Annotated in this window: 16 protein-coding genes and 2 pseudogenes; 7 read left to right on the forward strand and 11 right to left on the reverse strand. The window is 70.2% G+C overall.

Annotation, left to right across the window (positions count from 1 at the left end):
* Positions 1 to 245 precede the first annotated feature (245 nt).
* Positions 246 to 831: pseudogene (locus tag ACFY7H_RS05015) on the forward strand (hemolysin III family protein).
* A 228-nt stretch (positions 832 to 1,059) separates the two neighbouring features.
* Here the strand turns inward: ACFY7H_RS05015 and ACFY7H_RS05020 are convergent.
* Positions 1,060 to 1,416: a MerR family transcriptional regulator gene (locus tag ACFY7H_RS05020; protein ID WP_388933184.1), complete on the reverse strand. Its 357-nt coding sequence runs from the start codon at positions 1,414 to 1,416 to the stop codon at positions 1,060 to 1,062.
* An 817-nt stretch (positions 1,417 to 2,233) separates the two neighbouring features.
* Here ACFY7H_RS05020 and ACFY7H_RS05025 point away from each other — a divergent pair.
* Together ACFY7H_RS05025 and ACFY7H_RS05030 are read left to right on the forward strand one after the other, a co-directional pair.
* Positions 2,234 to 2,505, forward strand: a pseudogene (locus tag ACFY7H_RS05025) (hypothetical protein).
* Between the two features lie 36 nt (positions 2,506 to 2,541).
* A complete protein-coding gene (locus tag ACFY7H_RS05030) occupies positions 2,542 to 2,901 on the forward strand; it encodes a hypothetical protein (protein WP_388933186.1) in 360 nt (119 codons plus the stop codon).
* A 396-nt stretch (positions 2,902 to 3,297) separates the two neighbouring features.
* On the opposite strand, the gene ACFY7H_RS05035 is transcribed toward ACFY7H_RS05030, so the two are convergent.
* The 10 genes from ACFY7H_RS05035 to ACFY7H_RS05080 all read right to left on the reverse strand — a co-directional run bounded on the left by ACFY7H_RS05035 (position 3,298) and on the right by ACFY7H_RS05080 (position 14,994).
* Positions 3,298 to 4,812 (reverse strand): DEAD/DEAH box helicase, encoded by a 1,515-nt coding sequence (locus tag ACFY7H_RS05035; RefSeq protein WP_388933189.1) that lies wholly within the window; start codon positions 4,810 to 4,812, stop codon positions 3,298 to 3,300.
* A gap of 315 nt (positions 4,813 to 5,127) precedes the next feature.
* Positions 5,128 to 5,331 (reverse strand): cold-shock protein, encoded by a 204-nt coding sequence (locus ACFY7H_RS05040; RefSeq protein WP_069920952.1) that lies wholly within the window; start codon positions 5,329 to 5,331, stop codon positions 5,128 to 5,130.
* Positions 5,332 to 5,924: 593 nt separating this feature from the next.
* Positions 5,925 to 7,421 (reverse strand): hypothetical protein, encoded by a 1,497-nt coding sequence (locus ACFY7H_RS05045; RefSeq protein WP_388933193.1) that lies wholly within the window; start codon positions 7,419 to 7,421, stop codon positions 5,925 to 5,927.
* Positions 7,422 to 7,535: 114 nt separating this feature from the next.
* Positions 7,536 to 9,269 (reverse strand): type IV secretory system conjugative DNA transfer family protein, encoded by a 1,734-nt coding sequence (locus ACFY7H_RS05050; protein ID WP_388933196.1) that lies wholly within the window; start codon positions 9,267 to 9,269, stop codon positions 7,536 to 7,538.
* An 86-nt stretch (positions 9,270 to 9,355) separates the two neighbouring features.
* Positions 9,356 to 11,398: a peptidoglycan DD-metalloendopeptidase family protein gene (locus ACFY7H_RS05055; RefSeq protein WP_388933199.1), complete on the reverse strand. Its 2,043-nt coding sequence runs from the start codon at positions 11,396 to 11,398 to the stop codon at positions 9,356 to 9,358.
* Between the two features lie 7 nt (positions 11,399 to 11,405).
* The gene (locus ACFY7H_RS05060) at positions 11,406 to 12,092 is read right to left on the reverse strand and encodes a hypothetical protein (RefSeq protein WP_388933202.1); all 687 of its coding nucleotides are present in this window, start codon (positions 12,090 to 12,092) and stop codon (positions 11,406 to 11,408) included.
* Positions 12,093 to 12,283: 191 nt separating this feature from the next.
* Positions 12,284 to 12,673: a DUF4913 domain-containing protein gene (locus ACFY7H_RS05065; RefSeq protein WP_388933205.1), complete on the reverse strand. Its 390-nt coding sequence runs from the start codon at positions 12,671 to 12,673 to the stop codon at positions 12,284 to 12,286.
* Positions 12,670 to 13,860, reverse strand: coding sequence for a hypothetical protein (locus ACFY7H_RS05070; protein WP_388933208.1), 1,191 nt, complete (start codon positions 13,858 to 13,860; stop codon positions 12,670 to 12,672). The genes ACFY7H_RS05065 and ACFY7H_RS05070 overlap by 4 nt, the downstream gene beginning before the upstream one ends.
* Positions 13,857 to 14,495 carry a hypothetical protein gene (locus ACFY7H_RS05075; protein ID WP_388933211.1) on the reverse strand — a complete coding sequence of 213 codons (639 nt, stop codon included), beginning with the start codon at positions 14,493 to 14,495 and terminating at the stop codon, positions 13,857 to 13,859. The genes ACFY7H_RS05070 and ACFY7H_RS05075 overlap by 4 nt, the downstream gene beginning before the upstream one ends.
* A 40-nt stretch (positions 14,496 to 14,535) precedes the next feature.
* Positions 14,536 to 14,994, reverse strand: a complete 459-nt coding sequence (locus ACFY7H_RS05080) for a hypothetical protein (protein ID WP_388933214.1) — start codon at positions 14,992 to 14,994, stop codon at positions 14,536 to 14,538.
* A gap of 272 nt (positions 14,995 to 15,266) precedes the next feature.
* On the opposite strand from ACFY7H_RS05080, the gene ACFY7H_RS05085 reads away from it, so the two are divergent.
* The 4 genes from ACFY7H_RS05085 to ACFY7H_RS05100 all read left to right on the forward strand — a co-directional run bounded on the left by ACFY7H_RS05085 (position 15,267) and on the right by ACFY7H_RS05100 (position 20,923).
* Positions 15,267 to 16,916, forward strand: a complete 1,650-nt coding sequence (locus ACFY7H_RS05085; RefSeq protein ID WP_388933217.1) for a conjugal transfer protein — start codon at positions 15,267 to 15,269, stop codon at positions 16,914 to 16,916.
* An 84-nt stretch (positions 16,917 to 17,000) separates the two neighbouring features.
* The gene (locus tag ACFY7H_RS05090; RefSeq protein WP_388933220.1) at positions 17,001 to 17,261 is read left to right on the forward strand and encodes a hypothetical protein; all 261 of its coding nucleotides are present in this window, start codon (positions 17,001 to 17,003) and stop codon (positions 17,259 to 17,261) included.
* Positions 17,262 to 17,367: 106 nt separating this feature from the next.
* On the forward strand, positions 17,368 to 17,922 hold the full coding sequence (locus ACFY7H_RS05095; protein ID WP_388933223.1) for a hypothetical protein: 555 nt from the start codon (positions 17,368 to 17,370) through the stop codon (positions 17,920 to 17,922).
* Positions 17,923 to 17,929: 7 nt separating this feature from the next.
* Complete coding sequence (locus ACFY7H_RS05100; protein WP_388933226.1) at positions 17,930 to 20,923, forward strand: ATP-binding protein; 2,994 nt, start codon at positions 17,930 to 17,932, stop codon at positions 20,921 to 20,923.
* Positions 20,924 to 20,925: the final 2 nt, after the last annotated feature.

Consider the following 20,925-nt stretch of genomic DNA (forward strand, 5'->3'; position numbering starts at 1 on the left):
GCAGACCTCCGGGTTTGCCGCTCCGGGCAGGCTCCTAGCATGAACACATGGCGGCCAGTGATGCCCAGCAGTCCGAGTCAGGACGGGAAGCAGCGTCCCGAGGCGACGCCGAAGCCGGTCGTGTTCATTCCGCACCGACGGTCGGAGGACGCGAGGACTCCCACCCCGTTGCCGACCTGGTCGAGCGGGCGGCCGATCTGGTGGAGCCGATCAAGCCCAAGCTACGAGGCTGGCTTCACGCAGGAATGGTCCCCGCATCGCTGGCTGCGGGCATCGTCCTCATCTGCCTGGCAGGGACACCGCAGGCCGCTTTGGCCTGCAGCGTGTACTCCGTCACCGCCTGGCTGCTCTTCGGGACGAGTGCCGTCTACCACCTCGGCACCTGGTGACCACTCGGTGAGGCCGTTCTGCGCCGCCTCGACCACGCCAACATCTTCCTGATCATCGCAGGCACCAGTACCCCGCTGGCCGTGCTCCTTCTCCCCCCTGACCAGAGGTCCGTCCTCCTGTGGATCGTGTGGACGGGCGCGCTGGCGGGAATCACCTTCCGCGTCCTGTGGGTCGGAGCTCCCCGCTGGCTGTACACCCCCTGCTACCTGGCGCTGGGCTGGGCACCGGTGCGTTACCTGTCCGACTTCCTGCACAGTGGAGGGGAGGCCGTACTCGCCCTGATCGTGACCGGCGGGCTCCTCTACAGCGGGCGCGGTGGTGTACGCCCTCCAGCGCCCCGACCCTTCACCCCGCTGGTTCGGCTATCACGAGGTGTTCCACGCCCTGACCGTGGCAGCATTCGCCGCGCACTACATCGCCATCTTCCTCGTCGCCTGCTGACCATGACGATGTCCTGCTGCGCGCCCGACCGGCCCCGCGGGGCCGACGCGTCGCCGGTCGGCTCCTTCCAGCACTGGAACCGGCGACGCGCGTCGGCGGCGACACCTTCGACCATGTCGCCGATCGGGACACGTCAACGCGCGACACCCCTGGGCCGGGGACCTGAGACATGCTTGGACCGGCACGGCACCGACCAGGACAAGCGCCGGGGTGACGGGCACACTCACCTCAGGCCGAGGCCGAGGCCGAGACCGAGACCGACAGACAGGACGATTCGGCTACGCGGTGGTATTCGGCGTTGATGCGCTGCGCTTCTTCGAGCTGGTCCTCGAGGATCACGATGCGGCAGGCGGCCTCGATGGGGGTGCCCTGGTCGACGAGTTCCCGGGCGCGGGCGGCGGTGCGCAGCTGGTAGCGGGAGTAGCGGCGGTGGCCGCCCTCGGAGCGGAGCGGGGTGATGAGGCGGGCCTCTCCGATGGCGCGGAGGAAGCCGTGGGTGGTGCCGAGCATCTCGGCGGCCCGGCCCGTCGTGTAGGCGGGGTAGTGGTCGTCGTCGAGACGGCCGAACGAATCGTCTGCTGTCATCGCACCTCACTGCGAAACAGGGGGAGAAAACGGGTGAGAACGTGCGGAGGGGCCCTGGTGCGTACAGCACCAGGGCCCCGAAGGAACTGCTACACCATCTGCCGGCCCTAGTCCTGCGCCGGCCTTCTGTGTCCGCCGACCCGGCCAAGCTGCTGCCGGGAGTGCGGGGATCGCGGTTGCTTGACCGGAGACCACCTCACTATCGATGTCCTGCGGTACCCGGGCTCAGACTTCCGCCCGGGCGATCCTGATGGTGCTCTGCTCCTCCGTTCTTCCCTCGGTGATCAACTGCTTGCCCAACGGGAGATACTGCTCACTGCGGGGTACTGCACTCACTGCTGTACTGCTGGAACTGCGTTACTGCTTGCCCTGCTGGTACTACTTCTTTTGCGAACTGCTCAGTGACCTCACCCAGCGCCACTCTTCGGCAGCCAGCCCCGTTGCCCATCCTGCATCTGCTCTGGCTTAGAACCCCACTGCCGAACTTCCCGGTGCGCGCGCCCGCAGCCGACGCCTTCACCGAGGTGCTGCTCACTGACTTCACTGCTGGCACTGCGAACTGCGCTTACTGCGGTACTGCTTGTGGCGGCCCCTGATCACTGCGGGCCACCCGGTCCGGTCGTCAGCCCCGTCGCCGTCCTGCATCTGCTCTGGCTTCGAAACTCCACCACCGCACCGTCCTGCGCACTGCAAATGCGGGTACTGCTGCCCGGCAGTTCGTCTCTGCCAGGCCCTACTGTCTCTCTGCGTTACGAGAGAAACTGTAACGACGCCACAGGTCAATGTCTACTCCGGCGGGTATAGATTTTCCGGTGTGCTGAGGACAGCTAGCGTCCGCGGTCGGCCCAGCAAGCCGGTAGCGGCTCGCACTACAGGTCAGGCGATGGCCGCAGAAGCCGCGGACACCGTGGTCTTGGTCGTGTCCGAGCTCGTCACGAACGCCCTGCGCCGAGCGTGCGCACCTTGAACGGTGGCACCGGGGGGTTCGGCCGGTCCCTGGTCAACCGACTCGCCCGAGCGACGGCGGTCACCCGTCCGGCCTCCGGCGGGAAGACGGTGAGTGCCCTTCCCGCCCGGCGCGACCTCTGAAGCGGGCGGAAGGACCGGTGAATAGAATCGGCTCTCATGTCGAAGCCTGACCAGCTGCTCGTTGATGTCGCCACCCTGGTGGAGTCCGGGCAGAGCAACCAGATGTCCCTGACGGTGGTCACCAGCGGTGCCGTCATCACCGGTCGGCTGGCCCCCGAAGCCGTGTGGAGACAGCGGGTGTCGGAGGTCCTGACGGACTCGCCCCGTCTGGCCGAGTTCTCCGGCGTCTTCACCACCACGACTCGCCGGGACGGGCCGCCAACCCATCTGCACTTCCATGTGGCCCGCATCCTGCAGGGCACGGTGGGGATCCCGGAGACGGGTGGGATGTATCGAGTCTCGATCGCGGATGTCAGTGCCTGGACCGTGGGCGACTTCAGCTACTCCGACCACTGACCCCGCGCCGCGCAGAGAAAGCCGTCGGTACGAAGGAGGGCCCGACCGGCACGTGCCGGTCGGGCCCTCGTCGCTGTGGCCGTCCCGGCTCGCGCCGGTCCTGCCCGGTCAGACGGCAACGGGGTGCCCGAGCATCGCGGCCGCCTTCAGGAGCGGGCTGAGGGCGCGCGTGGGCACGGAGGCCCGGAGGAGGCTGCGGCAGGTGAAGCCGAGCTGGGTCATGGCGCGGAGGCATGGGTGATCAGCCCGGTGCACAGACCCTCCTCGTCGCAGACGAGCAGATGGTCCGCGCGGGCGCTGGTCATGACGGCCGGGGCCACCTCGACGGTCATGTCGTCACAAACCTGTGGACCGGCTGCTTCCTGGCGTCCAGCGTCAAAAGGTGCCTCCTGCTTCTCAGGCCGCCGCGTCGAAGGCGGTCTGTCGCAGGCTCGCGCGCCGGGCAGCCGAGATGGGCCGGCGCCGACCGCGGGAGGCCGTGTTGCGCTTGGGTCGCTCGGCCACCGGTGCGGTGATGGTGACCGGGATGCCGGAGGGTGCTTGGGCGCCGGTGATGCGGTTCAGGGCTTCGTCGCCGGGGCGGACCTGGGTGGTCAGGGGGGTGATGCCGGCGGCCGCCATGAGGCGGGTCATGTCGCGGCGCTGGTTGGGGGTGACGAGGGTGACGACGCTGCCGGACTCGCCGGCGCGGGCGGTACGGCCGCCGCGGTGGAGGTAGTCCTTGGGGTCGGTCGGCGGGTCCACGTTGACGACCAGGTCGAGGTTGTCGACGTGGATGCCGCGGGCCGCCACGTTGGTGGCGACGAGGACGGTGACGTGTCCGGTCTTGAACTGGGCGAGGGTGCGGGTGCGCTGCGGCTGGGACTTCCCGCCGTGCAAGGAGGCGGCGCGGACCCCGCTGTCGAGGAGTTCCTGGGTGAGGCGGTCCACGGCGTGCTTGGTGTCCAGGAACATGATCACCCGGCCTTCGCGGGCCGCGATCTCCGTCGTCGTCCGCTGCTTGTCGGCACCGTGGACGTGCAGGACGTGGTGCTCCATCGTGGTGACCGCGCCCTGGGAGGGATCGACGGAGTGCACGACGGGGTCGGTCAGGTAGCGGCGGACCAGGAGGTCGACGTTGCGGTCGAGGGTGGCGGAGAACAGCATTCGCTGACCCTCGGGGCGTACCTGGTCCAGGAGGGCGGTGACCTGCGGCATGAAGCCCATGTCGGCCATCTGGTCGGCCTCGTCCAGGACGGTGATGGCGACCTGGTTCAGCCGGCAGTCACCCCGGTCGATGAGGTCCTTGAGGCGGCCGGGAGTGGCCACGACCACCTCGGCGCCACCGCGCAGCGCGGTGGCCTGCCGGCCGATCGGCATCCCGCCGACCACGGTGGCCACGCGCAGCTTGACCGCCCGGGCGTAGGGGGTGAGCGCGTCGGTGACCTGCTGCGCGAGCTCGCGGGTCGGGACCAGGACCAGCGCGAGCGGCTGACCCGGCTCGGCGCTCTGGCCGGCGGTACGGGCCAGCAGGGCCAGGCCGAAGGCCAGGGTCTTGCCGGAGCCGGTACGGCCGCGGCCCAGGACGTCACGGCCCGCCAGGGAGTTCGGCAGCGTCGCGCCCTGGATCGGGAACGGAGTGGCCATGCCCTCACGGGTGAGCGTGGTGAGCAGCTGGGCCGGTATGTCGAGGTCGGCGAAGGCCTCGACGGCGGGCAGCGCGGGGGTGATCGTCTTCGGCGGTGCGAACTCGCCCTGGATCGCGGCGGGCCGGCGGCCGTAGCCGCCCGAGCGGCTCGGACCTCCGGAACGGCTCGGGGCGGACGAGCCGAAGCGGCTGCCCCGCCCCCAACCGGCGCCGGTGCCGAAAGCGGGGCCGCCGGTGCGGCCGCGGGTGCGAGAAGAGCGCTCGTTCGTACGTGCGGGGTTCATGCGGAACCTTCCCTGATGCGGCACGTATCAAGGAATTCCCGCAGCGTAGGAGCGGCGCACGGAATTGCGAGAACGGGCCGAATGGAATGCGATAGCGGATCTGGCGGACAGGAATCTGTCGGGCTCAGACGCTGAAATAAGGTGGCGTCATGCGGACGCGGCAACCAAGGAAAAAAATCGGGTGCAGTCCGAGAGGGCCAGTCGGCCGGATCTCTCAATGCTTGATACCGCGGGTGAACGCACCGCGGGAAACGCATGCAGCTGGGGCCCGCACCCCGAGGGATGCGGGCCCCAGCTGCAGAATGTGTGTCAGCGTCAGGCGGGAACGATGTTCTCGGCCGTCGGGCCCTTCTGGCCCTGCGCGATGTCGAAGGACACCTTCTGGCCCTCGTTCAGCTCGCGGAAGCCCTGGGCGGCGATGTTCGAGTAGTGGGCGAACACGTCAGCGCCGCCACCGTCCTGCTCGATGAAGCCGAAGCCCTTTTCCGCGTTGAACCACTTGACGGTACCAGTAGCCATGTCATATCTCCTTTGGGGCAATACATCAACGTCTGCACTGTGCGGACGCCGTGTCGCCGCGATGATGCCCCGCCCGGAAAATACCGGGAAATACGAAGCGCTTCCTGCGGCCCGAGGGTCGGCTGGAGGCGCTTGAAGTTTCTTGGGTACCAAAACTGCAACCGAGATCGACACTAGCACGCTCCGGCGGATTGTGTGCGTTGAATATTTCTGCCTGCCGTGCGGCGGTAGAAACCCTCCCCGCGGGGTCCGTTAAATTCTTCGGTCGCGGTGACAGATATTGATTCACCCCCGAGTGCGGCGTTTTCACGTTCGCCGTCGGCTGCAGGATGCGGTCTGCCGACGAGGCGGTGCAGGCGCCAGACGCTGGACGGCGGCGGCCACGCTGTGCGGTTCGTGCGCGGAGCGTTGGGGGCGGGGAGCGCCGAGGCCGCTGCCGCCAAGGCCCTGCCGATGCGGCGGCAGTCGGCCGGCCTCCCGCTACGGACACCCAGCCGCTCGGGCCCCCCATCAAGACATCGAGTGCGGCGGGGCTCTGACAGTCCGGCCTCGCGTGACGTTCTCGTGGGCCGATGTGCCTGAACCGGCGGTGCCTACTGCTTTTCGGCGACCCGGCGGAGCAGGGCAATCGGTTGGTCGACCGACGTCGACCTGGTCTTCATTCCGTAGGGCTCCTGCTCGTCCTCGCTGAGTACTTCGCGGCTGTCCGGGTCGCGGGCGATGTGGACCTGCATGTAGGGGATGGTGTCTCCCCGAGCGAAGAGTTCACCCTCGCGCCATTTCGGGATGACCCACCACATGGCCGCCCAGTCGGGAGCCTGCGTCATGTTCATGATCGCGCTGCTGCGATAGATCCTCGAGCGGTAGCGAAAGAAGTCATCGCCGGGGCTCGCGAGCCAGGGTGGGGCGTCCCAGACGTGCTTTCGATCGGCGGAGTCCACGTCCCACGAGTACTCGATTGACTGCGGGTAGCTGTTGGCGAGCTTGCAGCGGTCGGCCCGGATGAACGAGATCGTCGCGGCCAGCTGGACGCGACCCTGACCGGATTCCTTCAGCGGCACTTCGATGACGGCCTCCTTCGAGAAGTCGTCACCGGGGTCGAGGCGGCTTCCCGCGGAGGTGATCTGTCCTGCCGCGAGCAGGCGGGCCGGGGCGTTGTAGTCCTCGTGCCGGTGGGTGTCCCAGCCGTCGCCCAGTTCGTCCCGCCATCTCGTCAGCCCGGTGCCCTTCTCACGGAAGGCGCTCGGCCAGATCGTGGCCGCCCACTGCGTTCCGACGACGAAGATGCTGATGGAACCCTCGTTGCGGAACGTGAGGTGCGCCGGTACGTACAGGCTGGTGCGGGCGGCGTTCAGGGTCGGTTTCCCGAAGGAGACCATGAAAGGGACCTCGGGCGGGGCGACGTACGGGGTGTACATGGCGGAGTACGCCACGCTCGCGGAACCGATGAGCGCTGACAGGGCGACTCCGGTCGCGAAGCTCTTCGGGTGGGGGATCCCCCGCCAGACCTTGTGCCGGCTCACTTCCCACAGTGCCCAGACGGACCACACCACCAGGGAGACCCAGAGCCAGAACAACCCGGCGTGATAGCCGCCCTCCCACTGCAGGATCAGGAACATCAGACTGGTCACGGCCACGATGACGACCCCCAGCAGGACGCATTGCCCCGCATACCGGGTGGCGCGCTTGCCCCAGTAGTCGAAGACCGCCGCAGCCGCGACCGTCTCTACCAGCGCGCCGGCCAGGAACACCACACCCATGACCCGCCCGCCGAAGGTCAGTGCTCTGAGGGTGTCCGTCAGCCCCACCCGGAAGAGCACGACGGCGGATACCAAGAGTCCGAGGATCATGAGACAGACTTGGATGCGCCTCCACCAGGGACGGTCCGGCCACAGGTCCAGGTCGGCCCGCCATCGGACCTGTCCGGGATGGCCGAGGTCGATGTCCGCCGGCACCCCCGCTCGCCGCAACACGCGCCGGAGGTCCCGGGGTGACCATGCCCGACCCACGGTCTTCCCTGCGACGCCGACCTCGCGCAGCCCCCGGTCGTCGGGCGCGTACACGATGACCTGCGGTCCGCTGGACGTCATGTCATCAGGATCGGCGTGGTACGGGAGGGCCGCAGCCGGCATCGGCATCCGGGTGACCCTGTGGCCATGGCAACAGGGCGGCGGCGGGACCGTCGGGAGGGCATCGGGCGGTGCTCAGGCGGCGCCGGGGTCGTACATGGACAGGGAGGCCTTGACCTCGCGGGCGTATGGGCCTTCCCACCAGGGGATCGTCTCCACCAGGACCGGTTTGGTGCCCGAGGCCAGGACGAGGGCCCGGCCGGGGGGCATCGAGCCCAGGTCGGAGACCTGCAGGACGCGCTCGCGGCGGACCGACTCGTTCACCGTGCGGTTGCCGGACCAGCCGCCGAACTCGGACTCCCGCGTCGCGGAGTACTCGCGGAGCTCGTACTCGCCCGCGAGCTCCGAGAGGTCGCCGAGGAAGCGGGTGTCGGAGACACCGCCGCCGTAGACCCGGATGTTCGCGGCGGACCAGAGCTTCTCCATGCCGCGGTCCCCCCACACCTCGACGCCTTGGGCCCAGGACTGGAGGATGGTCATCAGGACGATGCCGCGCGAGCCGTAGTGCGAGTAGAGGTCGGGCAGCGCGCGCCAGCGGCAGACGTTCGCCGCCTCGTCCAGAACGCCGACCATCGGGAGCGAGAGCCGGCCGCCGCGCTGGGTGGTGGCGTACTCCTCGGCCGCCTCGACGACGGCCACGGTCAGGGCCGTCACCAGCGGCCCCGCGGAGTCACTGCCCTCGCGGGAAAGCGAGTAGAGCGTCGAGCGGGTGCGGACGAACTCGCGGGGATCGAACTCGGGGCGGTCGTCGGTCGGGCCGAGCGGGGTCACCCACTTGTTGACCTCGGGGTTGATCAGGCAGGACGCCATCTGCTGGGCGACGCCGTAGATGCCGCTGCGCTGCTTGTCGGGAGCCGTGATCACGCCGTTCAGGGAGTCGGCGGGCATGACGTGCCCGGCGCCGCGCAGGATGCGCTCGGGGGTGTCGTCCTTCGGGTTGGACAGCCAGGTGTAGATCTGGGTGATGGGGGTCTTGGCGGTCGCCGCCGCGAGCAGCAGGTTGGCGAGGAGGTCCTGGCCGGCCGGATCGAAGAACGCGTCGGTGGAGGCGTCGGCGTCGCGCGAGCCCGAGGCGAAGTGGTCGGCCAGCTTGCGGGCCTTGGCCACGTCGGTGACGTACGAGAGGGGGTTCCACCACCAGGCCGGCGGCTCCTGGGCCACCTGCTGCGGGTCGAAGACCCACACCTGCCCGTGGGCCTGGCGAGGTCCGCGCGTGCCGTCGACGATGTCGCGCTTGTTGGAGGTGACGAGCACCGCCCCCGGGGCGGACAGGATCGCCGGGATGGCGCGCCGGGTCGTCTTGCCGGTACGCGGGCCCCAGATGTCGACGTGCATGTCCTCGAAGGAGCCGAACAGCGGCTGCCGGCCCTTCACCGACCGGCCGATGAAGACGCCGGGCACTTCGGCCTGTACGCCGAGGCGGGCCGCGGTCGCGGCAGCCCCCTTCATGGTGAGCTTGCCGAGCTCCGCACCGTCCGTCATGTGCTTGGCGGCCCGGTCCACGTCGGGCTTGTCGCGCAGCCGCCGGTGTATCCGGTACCCGGCCGTGACGAGGCCCGCGAGCAGCAGCGCTTCGGCGGCGGCGATGGCGCTGGCCGCGCCGCCCGGCCAGGAGTAGTCGCCCTTGGCCAGGGCGATGGCGAAGGAGAAGGGGTTGCCCGGGGGCTCCGGCTGTTCGGTGAACGCCGCGCCGAGGCGGGCCGCGAGCCAGGCGGCGGACAGGAGGGCCAGGACGCCGACGACGAGGAGGACGATCTCGATCGTCCAGTCGTCTTCGGCGCGCGGCTTCTTCTGTGGTTCGGGGGCCATGGTCAGGGCGTTCCTTCCGCCGGGCCCGGGGTGGACGTCGGCATCTCGTTCGGTCGGTGGTCCGGGGCGCTGTGCGCGCCGCTGGTCTAGGGGAAGCTCCCGGCCGTGGGCACCCGGTAGACGCCCGTGATCTCGCCCTGCCACTCCCAGTTGCTGAACTCGACGTTCTTGCCCGGCCGCGGGGCGTGCAGGATGGTGTGCTTGGCGGCATCCCAGACGATGCCGACGTGCTCGGAGCGATTCGGGCCGCTGGGCTGGAAGAAGATCACGTCCCCCGGCTTGGACTGGCTCAGGTCGACCTTGTACTTCGCGAGGTTGGGCTGCTGGTCGTAGGTGGTGTAACCGAGGTTGATCTTGCCGCCGCTGGCTTGGTAGTACATCCACTGCGTGAAGCTGGAGCAGTCGAAGGACGTCGGGTGGTCACCCTGGAGGCGGGGGGCGCCCCACTTGTAGGGCTTGCCGATGCCGCGCTGGGCCCAGCCGAGCGCCGCGCGGACGACCGTGTCGTCGACGTCGGGCAGGGGTCCGGTCGAGCCGGCGCCGTCCGGCGGGACGGCCGTGCCCTTGCCGTTCTCGGCGCAGCTGCGGTAGTCGGCGTCCTTGCCGTTGCCGCTGCCTCCGGGAACGCCGCCGTAGTCCGGGCTGGCCGTGATCTTGCCCGCCAGCCATGCCGCCGGGTCGATCTGGCCCGGGCCGTTGTCCTGGCCACTGCGGAAGGGGTCGTCTACGCCCGGCATCAGCACCTCCCAGTGGAGGTGCGCGCCGGTCACGTTGCCCGTTTCGCCGACCTTGCCGATCTGGTCACCGCGCTTGACGGTGTCGCCCATCTTCACGGAGATGCTGCTCTGGTGGGCGTACAGGGTGATGACGCCGTTGGCGTGCTCCAGACGCGTCTGATTGCCGTACGCGCCGCCGCTGGCGACCTTCACGACCTTGCCGTCGGCCGGGGCGTGGATCGGGGTGCCGGTGGGCGCTTCCAGGTCGACCCCGGTGTGGTAGCCGAGGCTCCAGTGCGGGCCCTCCTGGTGGTACTTGGTGCCGGGCTTGTACGAGCCCTCCTTCATCGGCCACTGCCAGTCCTTGCCGCTGGTCGTCGCGGGCGGGTCGTCCGGGCGGAACGGGGCCGCGAGCGGACGGGAGAAGCCCATCGGTGCCATGGCCGTCGTCGTGCCGCCCTGCCCGCCTCCGGCGAGGGGCGGGGTGGACCAGCTGCGGGGGCCCTTGGAGCGGATGCTCAGCGCCTCGCTCGGCTGGGCGTCGTTGCCGACGGGCTCGGGGATGTCCGAGGTCTTGCCCAGGACCGGGAAGGAAGGATTCTTCTCGACGGTGGCCTTCAAGTGCGCGTACCAGCGGTTGATGAGGTCCTTGTCGCTGGTGAGGGTGCCGCGGTAGCGGGCGGCCTGGGTGAGGACCACGCGGGGGTAGACGGTGTTGGTCTTGAGCGAGCCGGAGTAGCCGAGCAGCGCGTCCCAGGCGTTGGTCTCCGCCTTCAGGGCGTGCATGTAGTTGGCCGCGGCGAAGGCCAAGTCGTCGATGCTGTAGCGGTCCTTCTGGCCGTCGCCGTTGCCGTCCTCGCCATACTGGCCCCAGGCCCAGTCACCGAACTGCAGCAGGCCCTTGTAGCCGAAGCCGTTGTCGCCGCCGGGCGCCGCGGACTTGTCCTGGCCGTACCTCGTCTCCTGGTACATCTGCCCGGCGATGATCGTCCAGTCGAGGCCGTCGTAGCGCGCGGCCGCCCGCATCGAGGCGAGGATCATCTTCGGGGGTATCTCGTCGCGGGCGGTGTCGCTCGGCATGTACATCTTGCCCGCGGGCATGATCGGGTTCGTCGCGGCCTTGTCGCCCGTGTTGCCCGCTCCCGCGTTCTCCCCGTAGTTGCCGCAGGCCGCCTGGGCGGCGCCGCCGCCGAGGCCGCCCACGAGGGCCATGATCAGGAGCATGACGAGGAAGACGATGCCGAGGGTCGGCATCGAGCCGACGCCGGCGATGATCAACACCCACTTGAGGTTGCTCTTCTTCCCGCCTCCGCCTTTGCCGCCCTGTCCCGAAGCGACCTGGGCCGCGCTCTTGGCGGCCTTCGCCACCTTGGCCGCCTTTGACGCCGCCGCCAGTACGGCAGGAGCCACCACGGGTGCCTCACCCTCCCTTGGGCTCGGGCGCGCCCACGTTGCCCAGGCCGTAGATGTCGAAGCCGTTCACCTGCCACTTGCCGCCGCTCTTGCGGGCGCTCACCAGCCAGGTGTTGGTCTCGGTCTCGGTCTTGCGACCGTCGCTGGAGCGGGTCGCGGTCACTTCCACCACGCTGGAGATCGCCTGGCCGCTGCCGCGCGTGAGCTCGTCGGCGATCAGCGCGTCACGGCGTACGAAGGCCTGCCCCGCGGAAGAGCACTTGCTCTGCTGGCAGACGGCCCAGGCCTTGTCGACCGGCAGCACGGTCAGCTTCTTCATCGTCTCGCCGCCGTCGGTGAGGGCCAGCAGACGGGGCGCCCAGGAGGCCGCGTTGTCGGTGTACTTGAAGGTGTTGAGGCCCGCCATGTAGTCGGCCATCGCGCGGTGGGCCTCCGCGAGGTCGGCAGGCTGGACGATGGGGGGTACTCCGGCGGCCGACCCGGACTGCGGCGCGGCCGCTCCGGCCGCGGGACCGGCGCCCGTGCCGGTGGCCGCGCCCGTGCCTCGTGTGGCGGACGCCTTGGGCTTGGCGTCGGCCGCGGGTTCGTCCTCGCCGCTGAAGACGGTGAGCACGACGAGGCTGCCGACCAGCAGGACACCCAGTAGTGCCAGCGCCAGTACCGCACTTCGCTTGTTCTCGGCGGGTGAGTCCACCGTCCCGGCCCTCCCTCAGTCAGGTCGCCGAGACACCGTAGGTGGCGGGACGGCCAGGGGAGCGCGGGTTTTCCTCGCGGGGAAATCCGAGGAAAGTGAAGGGTTCGCTGTGAGGAAAAGGGGCCGGCCAAAGGGTCGTTGACGGACGTGGGGAAACGGTGAGGATCGCGCCGTGCCTCCTCACCGGTTCCTTACAAGGGCTGGGCCTCGGGGTCGTACTCCTCCAGCGGGAGGGGGTCGAAGGGGTACGGCGTGTGCCCGCCCACCTTGGGGGAGCAGGCCGCGAACGGGCCGAGGTCCGTGTCCATCAGCACCCTCAGGTGCGGGTCGGCGTGGTGCAGCCACCACGTCGACAGGCCGAGGGTGGGCTCCAGGCGCAGCTGTTCCCAGGCGAGCCAGAGCGCGGAGAGGCGTGCGCCGGCTTCGGGGTGCTCCCACCAGCGGGGGCACCAGGTGGCGGAGGAGCCGTTCAGGCGGCGGCGGACGGTGGGGGCGAGGAACTCGCTGACGAACGCGAAGACGTCCGGGAAGAAGAGCTCGACCTCCTCGCCGGGCGCGGGTACGTCTGCGGGGCCGGTCACAGGTCGGTCTCCGGGGCCTTCGGGGCGGCCTCGACCGCCGGGTTCATCACGCCGTGCGTGCTCGCGACGGCCGGGGCGGGACGGGGCGGTACGACGAGGGTGCGGGGGAGGGTCGCCCCGTGCAGGAACGAGGCGCCGGGCACGGGTACATGGGGCGTGGGCGGGGCGGGCGCCGTGGGCGCCGACGCCGGCTGGTCCGGCGCGGGTTCGGTGAGCTCGGGATCCTGGAACGTGAGGCGGCCCCCTGGCTGTCGGGGCTCCGGCGCGGTGAGCTCGGGTTCAGTGATCTCCGCCTGGGGCGGGGCCAGTTCGGCGTAGCTCTCCACCGCGTTCAGCTTCGCGACCGCCGCGGCGTGCGCCCGCTTCAAGTGCTCGGGGACGTCGATGGCGGCCAGCTTGCCGGCGAAGGAGGCGGGGGACTTGTCTTCTCCCTGTGCGTGGTCCTCCCTCCGCAGCTGGCACCGTACAGCCGGGTCCACCATGAGGTCGCGGATGTCCGCCGGCAGGTGCCCCTGGTGGGGGAAGTCGACCAGGAAGTCCACGTTCTCCTTGCCGACTCCCTCCGGTCCGAGGACCCGCTTCAGCTCCGTCGCACCCAGGACGGAGCCTTCGCCGATCTCGGCCGCGAAGACCAGGACCTGGCCTTTGGCCGCCGCGACGTAACGATCCGAGACGCGGGGCCAGATCTCGGCAGTGGTCTTCCGCAAGTCCGCTTCGCTCACGCCGTAGTCCGACGTGAGCACCTCGGCCATGAAGCTGTTGCCCAGGTAGTACCCGTCCATCCGGCCTGCTGCCGGAGTGTCCTCCAGAACCTGGTACCCACGTGTTTCGCCACACGCCTGGGCCAGGAACCGGTGCTTTATCTCCCGGTCCATGCCCGCCGGCTGAGACTGCCAGGACCAGAGCGCCCGGTCATCGCCCCGGTCAGGGCGGGTGACCTCCTCCTCCTTGGCGACGCTCCGGATGAAGGACATCAGGTCCGGGAGTTCGTTCTCGCCCGCAGGCTCGATGCCTTCCCGCAGGGCAAGCTCCCTCTGCCGGTCATGGGCCGCCTGCCGGTCCGCGAACATCTTGGCGACGATCTTGCGCGCGTCCGCTCGCGAGCGCGGTTCCCCGGCCTTGTGCTTGGCCTCGAGTCGCTGCGCGAGCTCGATCTCTTCCCGCGTGAGCGGTGCGACTGGGCTCATCGATCACCTGCGAGGAACTCGAGCGGTGCGTAGACGTCCACGGAGATGGCCGAGCCACCGGGGCCGCCGTCCGTGGTCCAGGCCTGGAACGACACCGACTGGCTCAGGGTGATGCAGGGCTGCCCGGGGACAGCCGCCTCCGGCGCCCAGTAAGCGAACCGGAACGGGTTGCGGCTCAGCGCCCGTTCCTCCCGGTCGCGCCAGTAGGCGGGATGGGGAGGCTCGGGGAAGTCGGGGGCGTCCCACTGCCCGGACCAGGTCGGGGCACCCAAGGCGGCCTCGGCGGCCTTGAGGTAGGTGGACCACACTTCCGCCGCTGCCGTGTGTACGTCCGGGTTCTCCTTCCCGGAGCCTGCGGTGACGTGCCATCCCTGGTGTCTGAGGCTCGCGAGGGGGCTCCAGTCGCCGCCCAACACCGGGAACAGCGTCCAGTCTCCTCCGCTGCGCGTGCGGACCCAGAGGCTGCGCTCGGTCGTCTGAGGCTCCCAGCCGTAGCGCTCGCACCATGCGTAGAACTCCGCCGTCCCGCCCTGCGGCGGGCCCGCCCAGACCGAGGGCCAGTCGTTGACGGCCGCCACGGCCGTCAACTCGGCCGTGAGGTCCTGCGGCGTCCGGCCGGTCGTCTCCGTCAGCATGCTGGTCTCCTTCGTCCGTGGTGGGTTTGACCGTATCCGGTCAGGACAGCAAGATCCCCAGCACGAACACGGCCACCACGGTCGCGCCCATGATGAGGCGGACCTTCGGGTCCTCGCGCTCCCACAGCTCGTGGACCACGGCCCAGCCGGTCAGGCGTGCCGCGCGGCCGTTGTGGATGCTCGGGGCCTCAGCCGTCTCTTGAGGCTCCGCGTCGTCCTCGGGCTCGTCGGCCTCGGAGTCGTACAGGACGTCCGCCCCCGTCACCCCCTGCTGCTCCTGCGCGACCACCACCAGGCCCTCCAGGAGGTCCGGCATGGTGTGCGGCGTGAGGGGGTACGCGACCGTGCCGTGCGGGGTGCGCAGGCAGAGCTTCGACTGCCAGGGGTTTCCCGGCTCGTAGCCGGAGATCCAGGCGTGCCCGGCCTCCACCAACGGCGGTTCGGGGGCCTCGGGGGCGGTGCCCGCGTCCTGCCACGGGTGAAGCTTCTGCTCGCTCAACTCTCGTCCTTCGGGAGGTCGGGGACGGCTCCGCACCCGCGACTGGGGCACAACCCGGCATTGTGACGGAGTCGTGGGCGGGTGGCCGCGCCGTCGCCCCTCGGTTTTCCTCACAGGGATTCCTTATTTTTTCCTCACCTCTCCCCGCGAGGAAAAGCGAGAGGGGAATGTCAGCTCGATTTGCCACACTGCCGTCCGCACCTGGTCTCGCCAGGGCCCGCCGCACGCCCGACCGGCGGACGGGGATCACACGCGGGGAGAGAGCCGACTCGATGACGGACCACAGCAGTTCTGCGGACGGGATCGGCGAGGACCGGCCCGCCGGGCACCCCGCACAGCAGGCGCCGGGTCCGTACGACTCCCCGGCCGTGCCCCAGCTCTCCGCCGAGGCGGCCCGCAGCCAGGTGGCCGCCGCGTGGGTGCGCGTGGCCCCGCAGTCCAACGTTCCGCCGGGTCAGGCGGCCGTACCGAGCCTGCCGCCGCGCGCGGACCGGCCCGCCGCCGAGTCGAAGAGGGACAAGCGGGAGCAGGCGAAGGCCGAGCGCAAGGCCGAGTACGAACGCAAGAAGGCGGCCCGCAAGGCCGAGTACGAGAGCAAGAAGGCCGCACGCGAGAGCCGCAAGGGGGGCGGCAAGGCTTCCGTCCCCGGGATGCCGGCCGCTGCCTCCGCACCCGCTGCCGCCGCGGCCCCGTCCGCCGCACCCGCTGCCGCCGCGGACCCGTCCGCCGCCGTGACCGCGCCCGGCCGTAGCGGCGCCAAGGGGCCGGAAGCCCGGTTCGAGGTGCCCCGCCCCGGCGGTCGGCTGCCCTCGAACGGCAGGAGCACGCACGTCGCCCTGCGCGCGACCCTGATGATCACCGCCTGTGCCTTCGCACTCGGGTCGTGCGGTGTCACCGGCCTGGTCATCGGCAGGTCATCCGTCTCCGTGAAGCCCGCCGCCCTGGACGGGCAGGACCTGAGCCGCTACCGCCTCACCGACTTCCCGGTCCAGTCGGCGGCGGTCTTCGCCGAGGAGTACGCGTCCCTCTGCATGACGTACTCGCCGGAGAACACCGACAAGCGCCGCGAATCCCTCTCCCGCTACATCTCGGCCGGCGTCGACCGTGACTGCGGCTGGAACGGGAAGGGCAAGCAGCAGGTCAAGCAGGCGAACTGGGACGGGACCGTCGAAGAGCTCCCCGAGTACGGGAAGAACGGCCGGTACCTCAACATCCAGGTCACCTACACCGGCGGCCGCACCACGACCCTCTCCGTACCGGTGTACGTCAAGGACCTCGCCGGTGCGTCCGGGCTGCGGGTCGTCGGCAACGTCGGCGAGATGCCGCTGCCGATCCGCGACACCGCGCCCGCGCTGGAGAAGGGCGAAGAGGTCATCGACCAGGAACTCTCCACCCAGCTCAGGGACCAGGTCCTGGCCGGCTACTTCAAGGCGTGGGCCGCGTCCGACACCACCGCCCTGACCCGCTTCACCACCCCCGACGCCACCCCCGCGGCGGTCTCGGGCCTGGCCGGCGTGCTGAACTCACCGGTGGTCCAGGAGGTCCAGGCGCTGGCGCCCGAGGGCACCGAAGCCGGCAAGAAGGTCACGTACAGCCAGGGCCAGGCGGTCCCGGCACGGGTGACGGTCCTCTGGGGCGGCGGAGGGGCCGACGACGCGAAGGCGGAGGTGGCCCTGAAGCGCTCGTACCGGGTGACCGTGGTGAACACGGCGCAGGGCTGGTTCATCAAGGACATCCGCGGCGGTGTCATGGACCCCACGGGCGGGCGGGCGGACACACCCGGCACCGCCTCCCCGAGCGCCACCCCGGCCTCCGGAGCGAGCGCCCCGCCGGCCCCGTCCGCCTCGGCCTCCCCGTCCGGCCCGGCCTCCCCCGGCGCCTCCCCATCGCCCAAGCCGTCAGCTTCCCCGTCGGCCCACTGACGCGTCATCGCGCAAGGCGGCGTACCGACCCTCCTGCACGACGCGACACCCATCCGTACGCCCCTCACAAACGAAGGACACGCCATGATCCTGGCAGCAACGACCCTCGAAGGCATGTTCGGCAAGATCCAGGGGATCCTGGCCGGCCTGGGCCTCACGGTGGCCTCCTGCGCCCTCCTCATCCTCGGCATCCGGATGCTGCTGTCGATGAAGCGCGGCGACGGCATGCGCGAGGCCTTCCAGGGCTTCGGCATGATCGCGCTGGCCGCGTTCATCATCGGTGGCGCCGCGGGCCTTGCCGGAATGCTCATCAGCCTCGGCGAGCAGATCGGCGGCAAGGGCTGATCCCGGGGACGGGCCGTGAGGAACGGAACCCGGCCCGCGACCGTAGACGTGCCGCCCGCGATCGCGGCGCGGAGCACGCAGCCACACCAGAGAGGGGGACCGACTGATGACGCAGGACACGCCGGACGCACCGGCGCCCATGGTCGCCTACGACCACACCGATCTGCTGAACCGGCCCAAGCGCATCTGGAACTGGGGCAACATCCCGCTTCCCGGTCTGCTCCTGCCCGCCCTGGGCGCCGCCTTCGGTTTCGGCGTGCTGTGGTTCGTGCTGCTGCTGACGCTGTCGGCCCTCCTGCCCTTCCTGGGCCTGTCGCTCATCACGTCGGTCCTGTACCTCGGGCCGCCGGTCGCCGTCTACTTCGTCTGGGGCCGGCCGCTGCCCTCGTCCCTCACCCTCAGCCAGCAGGTGGTGGTGTGGGCCGATTACTGGATGCAGCCCAAGCGCCTCCAGGGGCTGGCCGCGGACCGCGAGCCGGAGGAGCTGCACTGGCAGGTCATCCTCTGGCAGCCGGGCGCGAGCCGCTGGCACAAGCGGTACGACGCGGCACTCGTGACGGCGGCCCTGCACGGCTCCTCGTACGCCGCGTCCGCTCCACCCCCGGTCGCGCCCTCACCGAGCGCACCCGCCGAGACCGCAACCACCGAGACCGCAGGATGACTCCTCCATGTTCGTGCTGATCTTTTTTGGCGGGGCGGTCGCCTTCTTCCTGATCGCCATGCTCCTCGCGTCCACTTCCTCGAAGAAGAACGCCGGGGCCAAGAACGGCGGCTCCGGCAGTCCGGGGAAGCCGGGCGGCGGCTCCTCCCGCGGCCAGGCCCCGGCCAAGCGGCGCGAGGAGATGCGGCTGCCCTACCGGTACGCCGACGACATGATCTTCGTCCACGGGGACTCCGTCTGGACCGGCATCGTCCTGCCCACGGCCATCGACGAGTACCTCAACGCCGTCGAGCTCCAGGCCATGGCCGAGGCCCCGGCCCGCGCGCTGCTCAACCTCGCCCGCGGCGACCGCAACGTCGAGTGCCACTACCGCAAGGTGTACCGGCCGATCACCGCCCAGGACTGGGCCGAGCAGCTCAACGCCGTTGCCTGGGAGCCGACGGAGAACTACAAGGCGTACAACTTCCGCAAGGCCGAGTACCAGGAGCGCATCGGCGCGCAGCGCGAGCGCAACATCCTGCTGGTCAAGCTGGGTTCGATGAAGCGGAAGTCCGGCAACGACCACGGGGTGCTCCCCGGCGGGGACGACCCGGTCGAGGAGTCGGGCGTCACGCGCTCGGTGCGGGACGCCGCCGACGCGGCCGCGGCCGGTGCCACGGGCGTGCACGACGAGTACCTGTCGCCGGAGCTGCTGGCCCGGTGGACCCAGGTCGCCCGCGAGATCCACGAGGGCCTCGAGGGGCTCGGCGGCAGCCCGCTGAGCCGCGAGGAACTGGTCTGGCTGATCCGCAAGCCGCTCCACGGCGACCTGCCGATTCCCGCCGAGCCGGTGCTCGGCAGCCGGGCCTGGGGCCCCGACCAGTTCGACCTGGTCGTCGACTTCTCCGGGGAGAACCGCAAGACGCACATCGTGCTGCACCAGTACGACGAGATGACCGGCGAGCGGCGCACCAGCTACACGACCACCCTCGTCGCGGCCAGCTGGCCCACCGAGACCCGATTCCGGCAGTCCACCGCGTGGGCCCGCTACGCGGCACAGCACGTCGACTTCCCGGTCGAGATCGACATGCGGTTCACCCTCATCCCGTACCTGAAGTTCCAGGACCGGGCGAAGAAGATCAGCGGCAACCTCGTCGACGAGATGAACGACATGGCCAACTCCGGCCGTGCCCCCGGCACCCAGCTCGCCGCCCAGGTCACCCGTGCCCAGAACCTCGTCGACGACGTGGAAGAGCACAAGATGCCGGGCATGGAGGCGCAGATACGCTTCACCATCTCCGCCCCCGACCTCACCGAGCTCGAGCGACGCCGCCGAATCCTGGAGATGCAGTTCAAGCAGGACCTGAAGGTCACCCTGCTGCGCCCGAGCCGCCAGCAGTGGCGCCTCCTGCAGTCGCAGCTGCCGGGTGACGCGCCCAAGCTGCCGATCGCGCCGTACCTGCGGCTCCAGGAGGTCGAGCAGCTCGGCGCCGGGCTGCCCACGGCCGGCACCGAGCTGGGCGACAACCCCGAGCGCCGGTCGGGCAAGCAGCTCGGCTGGGTCGGCAACCTGGTCGGCTGGGCCGGCAAGACCCCGGTCCACTACTCGCTGCACGTCGGCCCTGCCCGCAACGACGGCGGTGGCGTGGCCATCGTCGGCGCGTCCGGTGGTGGCAAGTCGTCGCTGGCCCTGCAGAAGTTCTACGAGGAGTCGGAGTCGGGCGTGCGCTGCCTGGTCATCGACCCCAAGACGGACTTCGCCCAGCTCTGCTACTACCTGGCCTTCGGATCCCAGGTCAACGACCCCGACTTCCCCCTCGACGCCGAGGCGGGCCTCCTCGGCACACCGCAGAGCCGCTTCCAGCCGGTGAACCCGGAGTTCTGGGCCGAGACCGAGGTCGTCGACCTCCTCAAGGGACAGGCCGGCGTGCTCGACCCGTGGGTGGTCGCGCGCGACGTGCCCTCCGGGCGGCTGCTCGCCGAAACGATGCTGCGCGGTTTCCTCGGGGACGAGGACTACCAGCGGGTGCGCCTGCCCGTCATCGAGGCGATGGCCACGGTGGTCGGCTGGTACAACTCCGCGATCCGGCAGGCCACCGAACAGGGCCTGAGCGCCCGCGACGCCGAGCGGCAGGTGCCCCGGCCGACGCTGTGGCAGGTCGTCGACGAGGTCGTACGCGCCTACGACGACGCGGTGGCGAGCGGGGACCGCGAGGCCGTCAAGGACCTCAAGCTCGCCCAGATGCTGCTCACCGAGCTGCGTACCCTGCCGTACGCGCGACTCGCCTTCGCGGAGAAGCCACAGACGCTGTCCGCGATGCGCAAGCGCCGCACGGTGATCACCCTGCGCGGTTTCCAGACCCCGGCCTCCTCCGACCCGCGCAGCTGGAACCCGGCCGAGCGGCTGGCCGCGACCGCGCTGATGGCGGTCGTGGAGCTGGGCAGCCAGATGCTCGACGTCGGCTACGAGAAGAACCCCGTGACGGGCGAGGTCGGACTGAGGCCCAAGGCGCTGTTCGTCGACGAGGCGTACGTCGTCACCGCGACCGAGAGCGGCCGCGACCTGATGCGGCGCGCGCTCAAGCAGGGGCGTTCGTACCTGGCGGTCATCGTGCTGATCACGCAGCAGGCCATCGACCTCGTCCAGATCGAGGACTCCGAGGCCCGCAGCGGTGGCGCCAACCAGATCCACACCGTCTTCGCCTTCAAGCAGAAGTCCGCCCAGGAGGCCTCGATGGTGGCGCCGCTGCTCGGCCGGCCGGAGAGCGACACCAAGGTGTCCGACTCCCTCCAGGAACTGCGGACGGGTGTGTGCCTGCAGCGGGACGTGGACAAGCGGGTCGGCACGGTCGCGGTGGACCTGGTCTTCCAGGAGATCCTCGCCGCCACGGACACCAACGGCACCACCCGCCCGGGCCGCCAGTCCATCGACCCGCCGCTCAGCGTGTGGGACTGGACCTTCATGCAGGAGGCCGCCCGCGAGGAGCGGCCGGCCGCTGCGGAGCCGGCTGCCACACGGTAGCG

The sequence above is a fragment of the Streptomyces sp. NPDC012794 genome (assembly GCF_042901085.1).
Classification (GTDB): Bacteria; Actinomycetota; Actinomycetes; order Streptomycetales; family Streptomycetaceae; genus Streptomyces.

Coding starts and splice junctions, on each gene's coding strand:
- ACFY7H_RS05020 (WP_388933184.1), bottom strand. CDS start 1,416: ATGACAGCAGACGATTCGTTCGGCCGTCTCGACGACGACCACTACCCC.
- ACFY7H_RS05030 (WP_388933186.1), top strand. CDS start 2,542: ATGTCGAAGCCTGACCAGCTGCTCGTTGATGTCGCCACCCTGGTGGAG.
- ACFY7H_RS05035 (WP_388933189.1), bottom strand. CDS start 4,812: ATGAACCCCGCACGTACGAACGAGCGCTCTTCTCGCACCCGCGGCCGC.
- ACFY7H_RS05040 (WP_069920952.1), bottom strand. CDS start 5,331: ATGGCTACTGGTACCGTCAAGTGGTTCAACGCGGAAAAGGGCTTCGGC.
- ACFY7H_RS05045 (WP_388933193.1), bottom strand. CDS start 7,421: ATGACGTCCAGCGGACCGCAGGTCATCGTGTACGCGCCCGACGACCGG.
- ACFY7H_RS05050 (WP_388933196.1), bottom strand. CDS start 9,269: ATGGCCCCCGAACCACAGAAGAAGCCGCGCGCCGAAGACGACTGGACG.
- ACFY7H_RS05070 (WP_388933208.1), bottom strand. CDS start 13,860: ATGAGCCCAGTCGCACCGCTCACGCGGGAAGAGATCGAGCTCGCGCAG.
- ACFY7H_RS05075 (WP_388933211.1), bottom strand. CDS start 14,495: ATGCTGACGGAGACGACCGGCCGGACGCCGCAGGACCTCACGGCCGAG.
- ACFY7H_RS05085 (WP_388933217.1), top strand. CDS start 15,267: ATGACGGACCACAGCAGTTCTGCGGACGGGATCGGCGAGGACCGGCCC.
- ACFY7H_RS05090 (WP_388933220.1), top strand. CDS start 17,001: ATGATCCTGGCAGCAACGACCCTCGAAGGCATGTTCGGCAAGATCCAG.
- ACFY7H_RS05095 (WP_388933223.1), top strand. CDS start 17,368: ATGACGCAGGACACGCCGGACGCACCGGCGCCCATGGTCGCCTACGAC.
- ACFY7H_RS05100 (WP_388933226.1), top strand. CDS start 17,930: ATGTTCGTGCTGATCTTTTTTGGCGGGGCGGTCGCCTTCTTCCTGATC.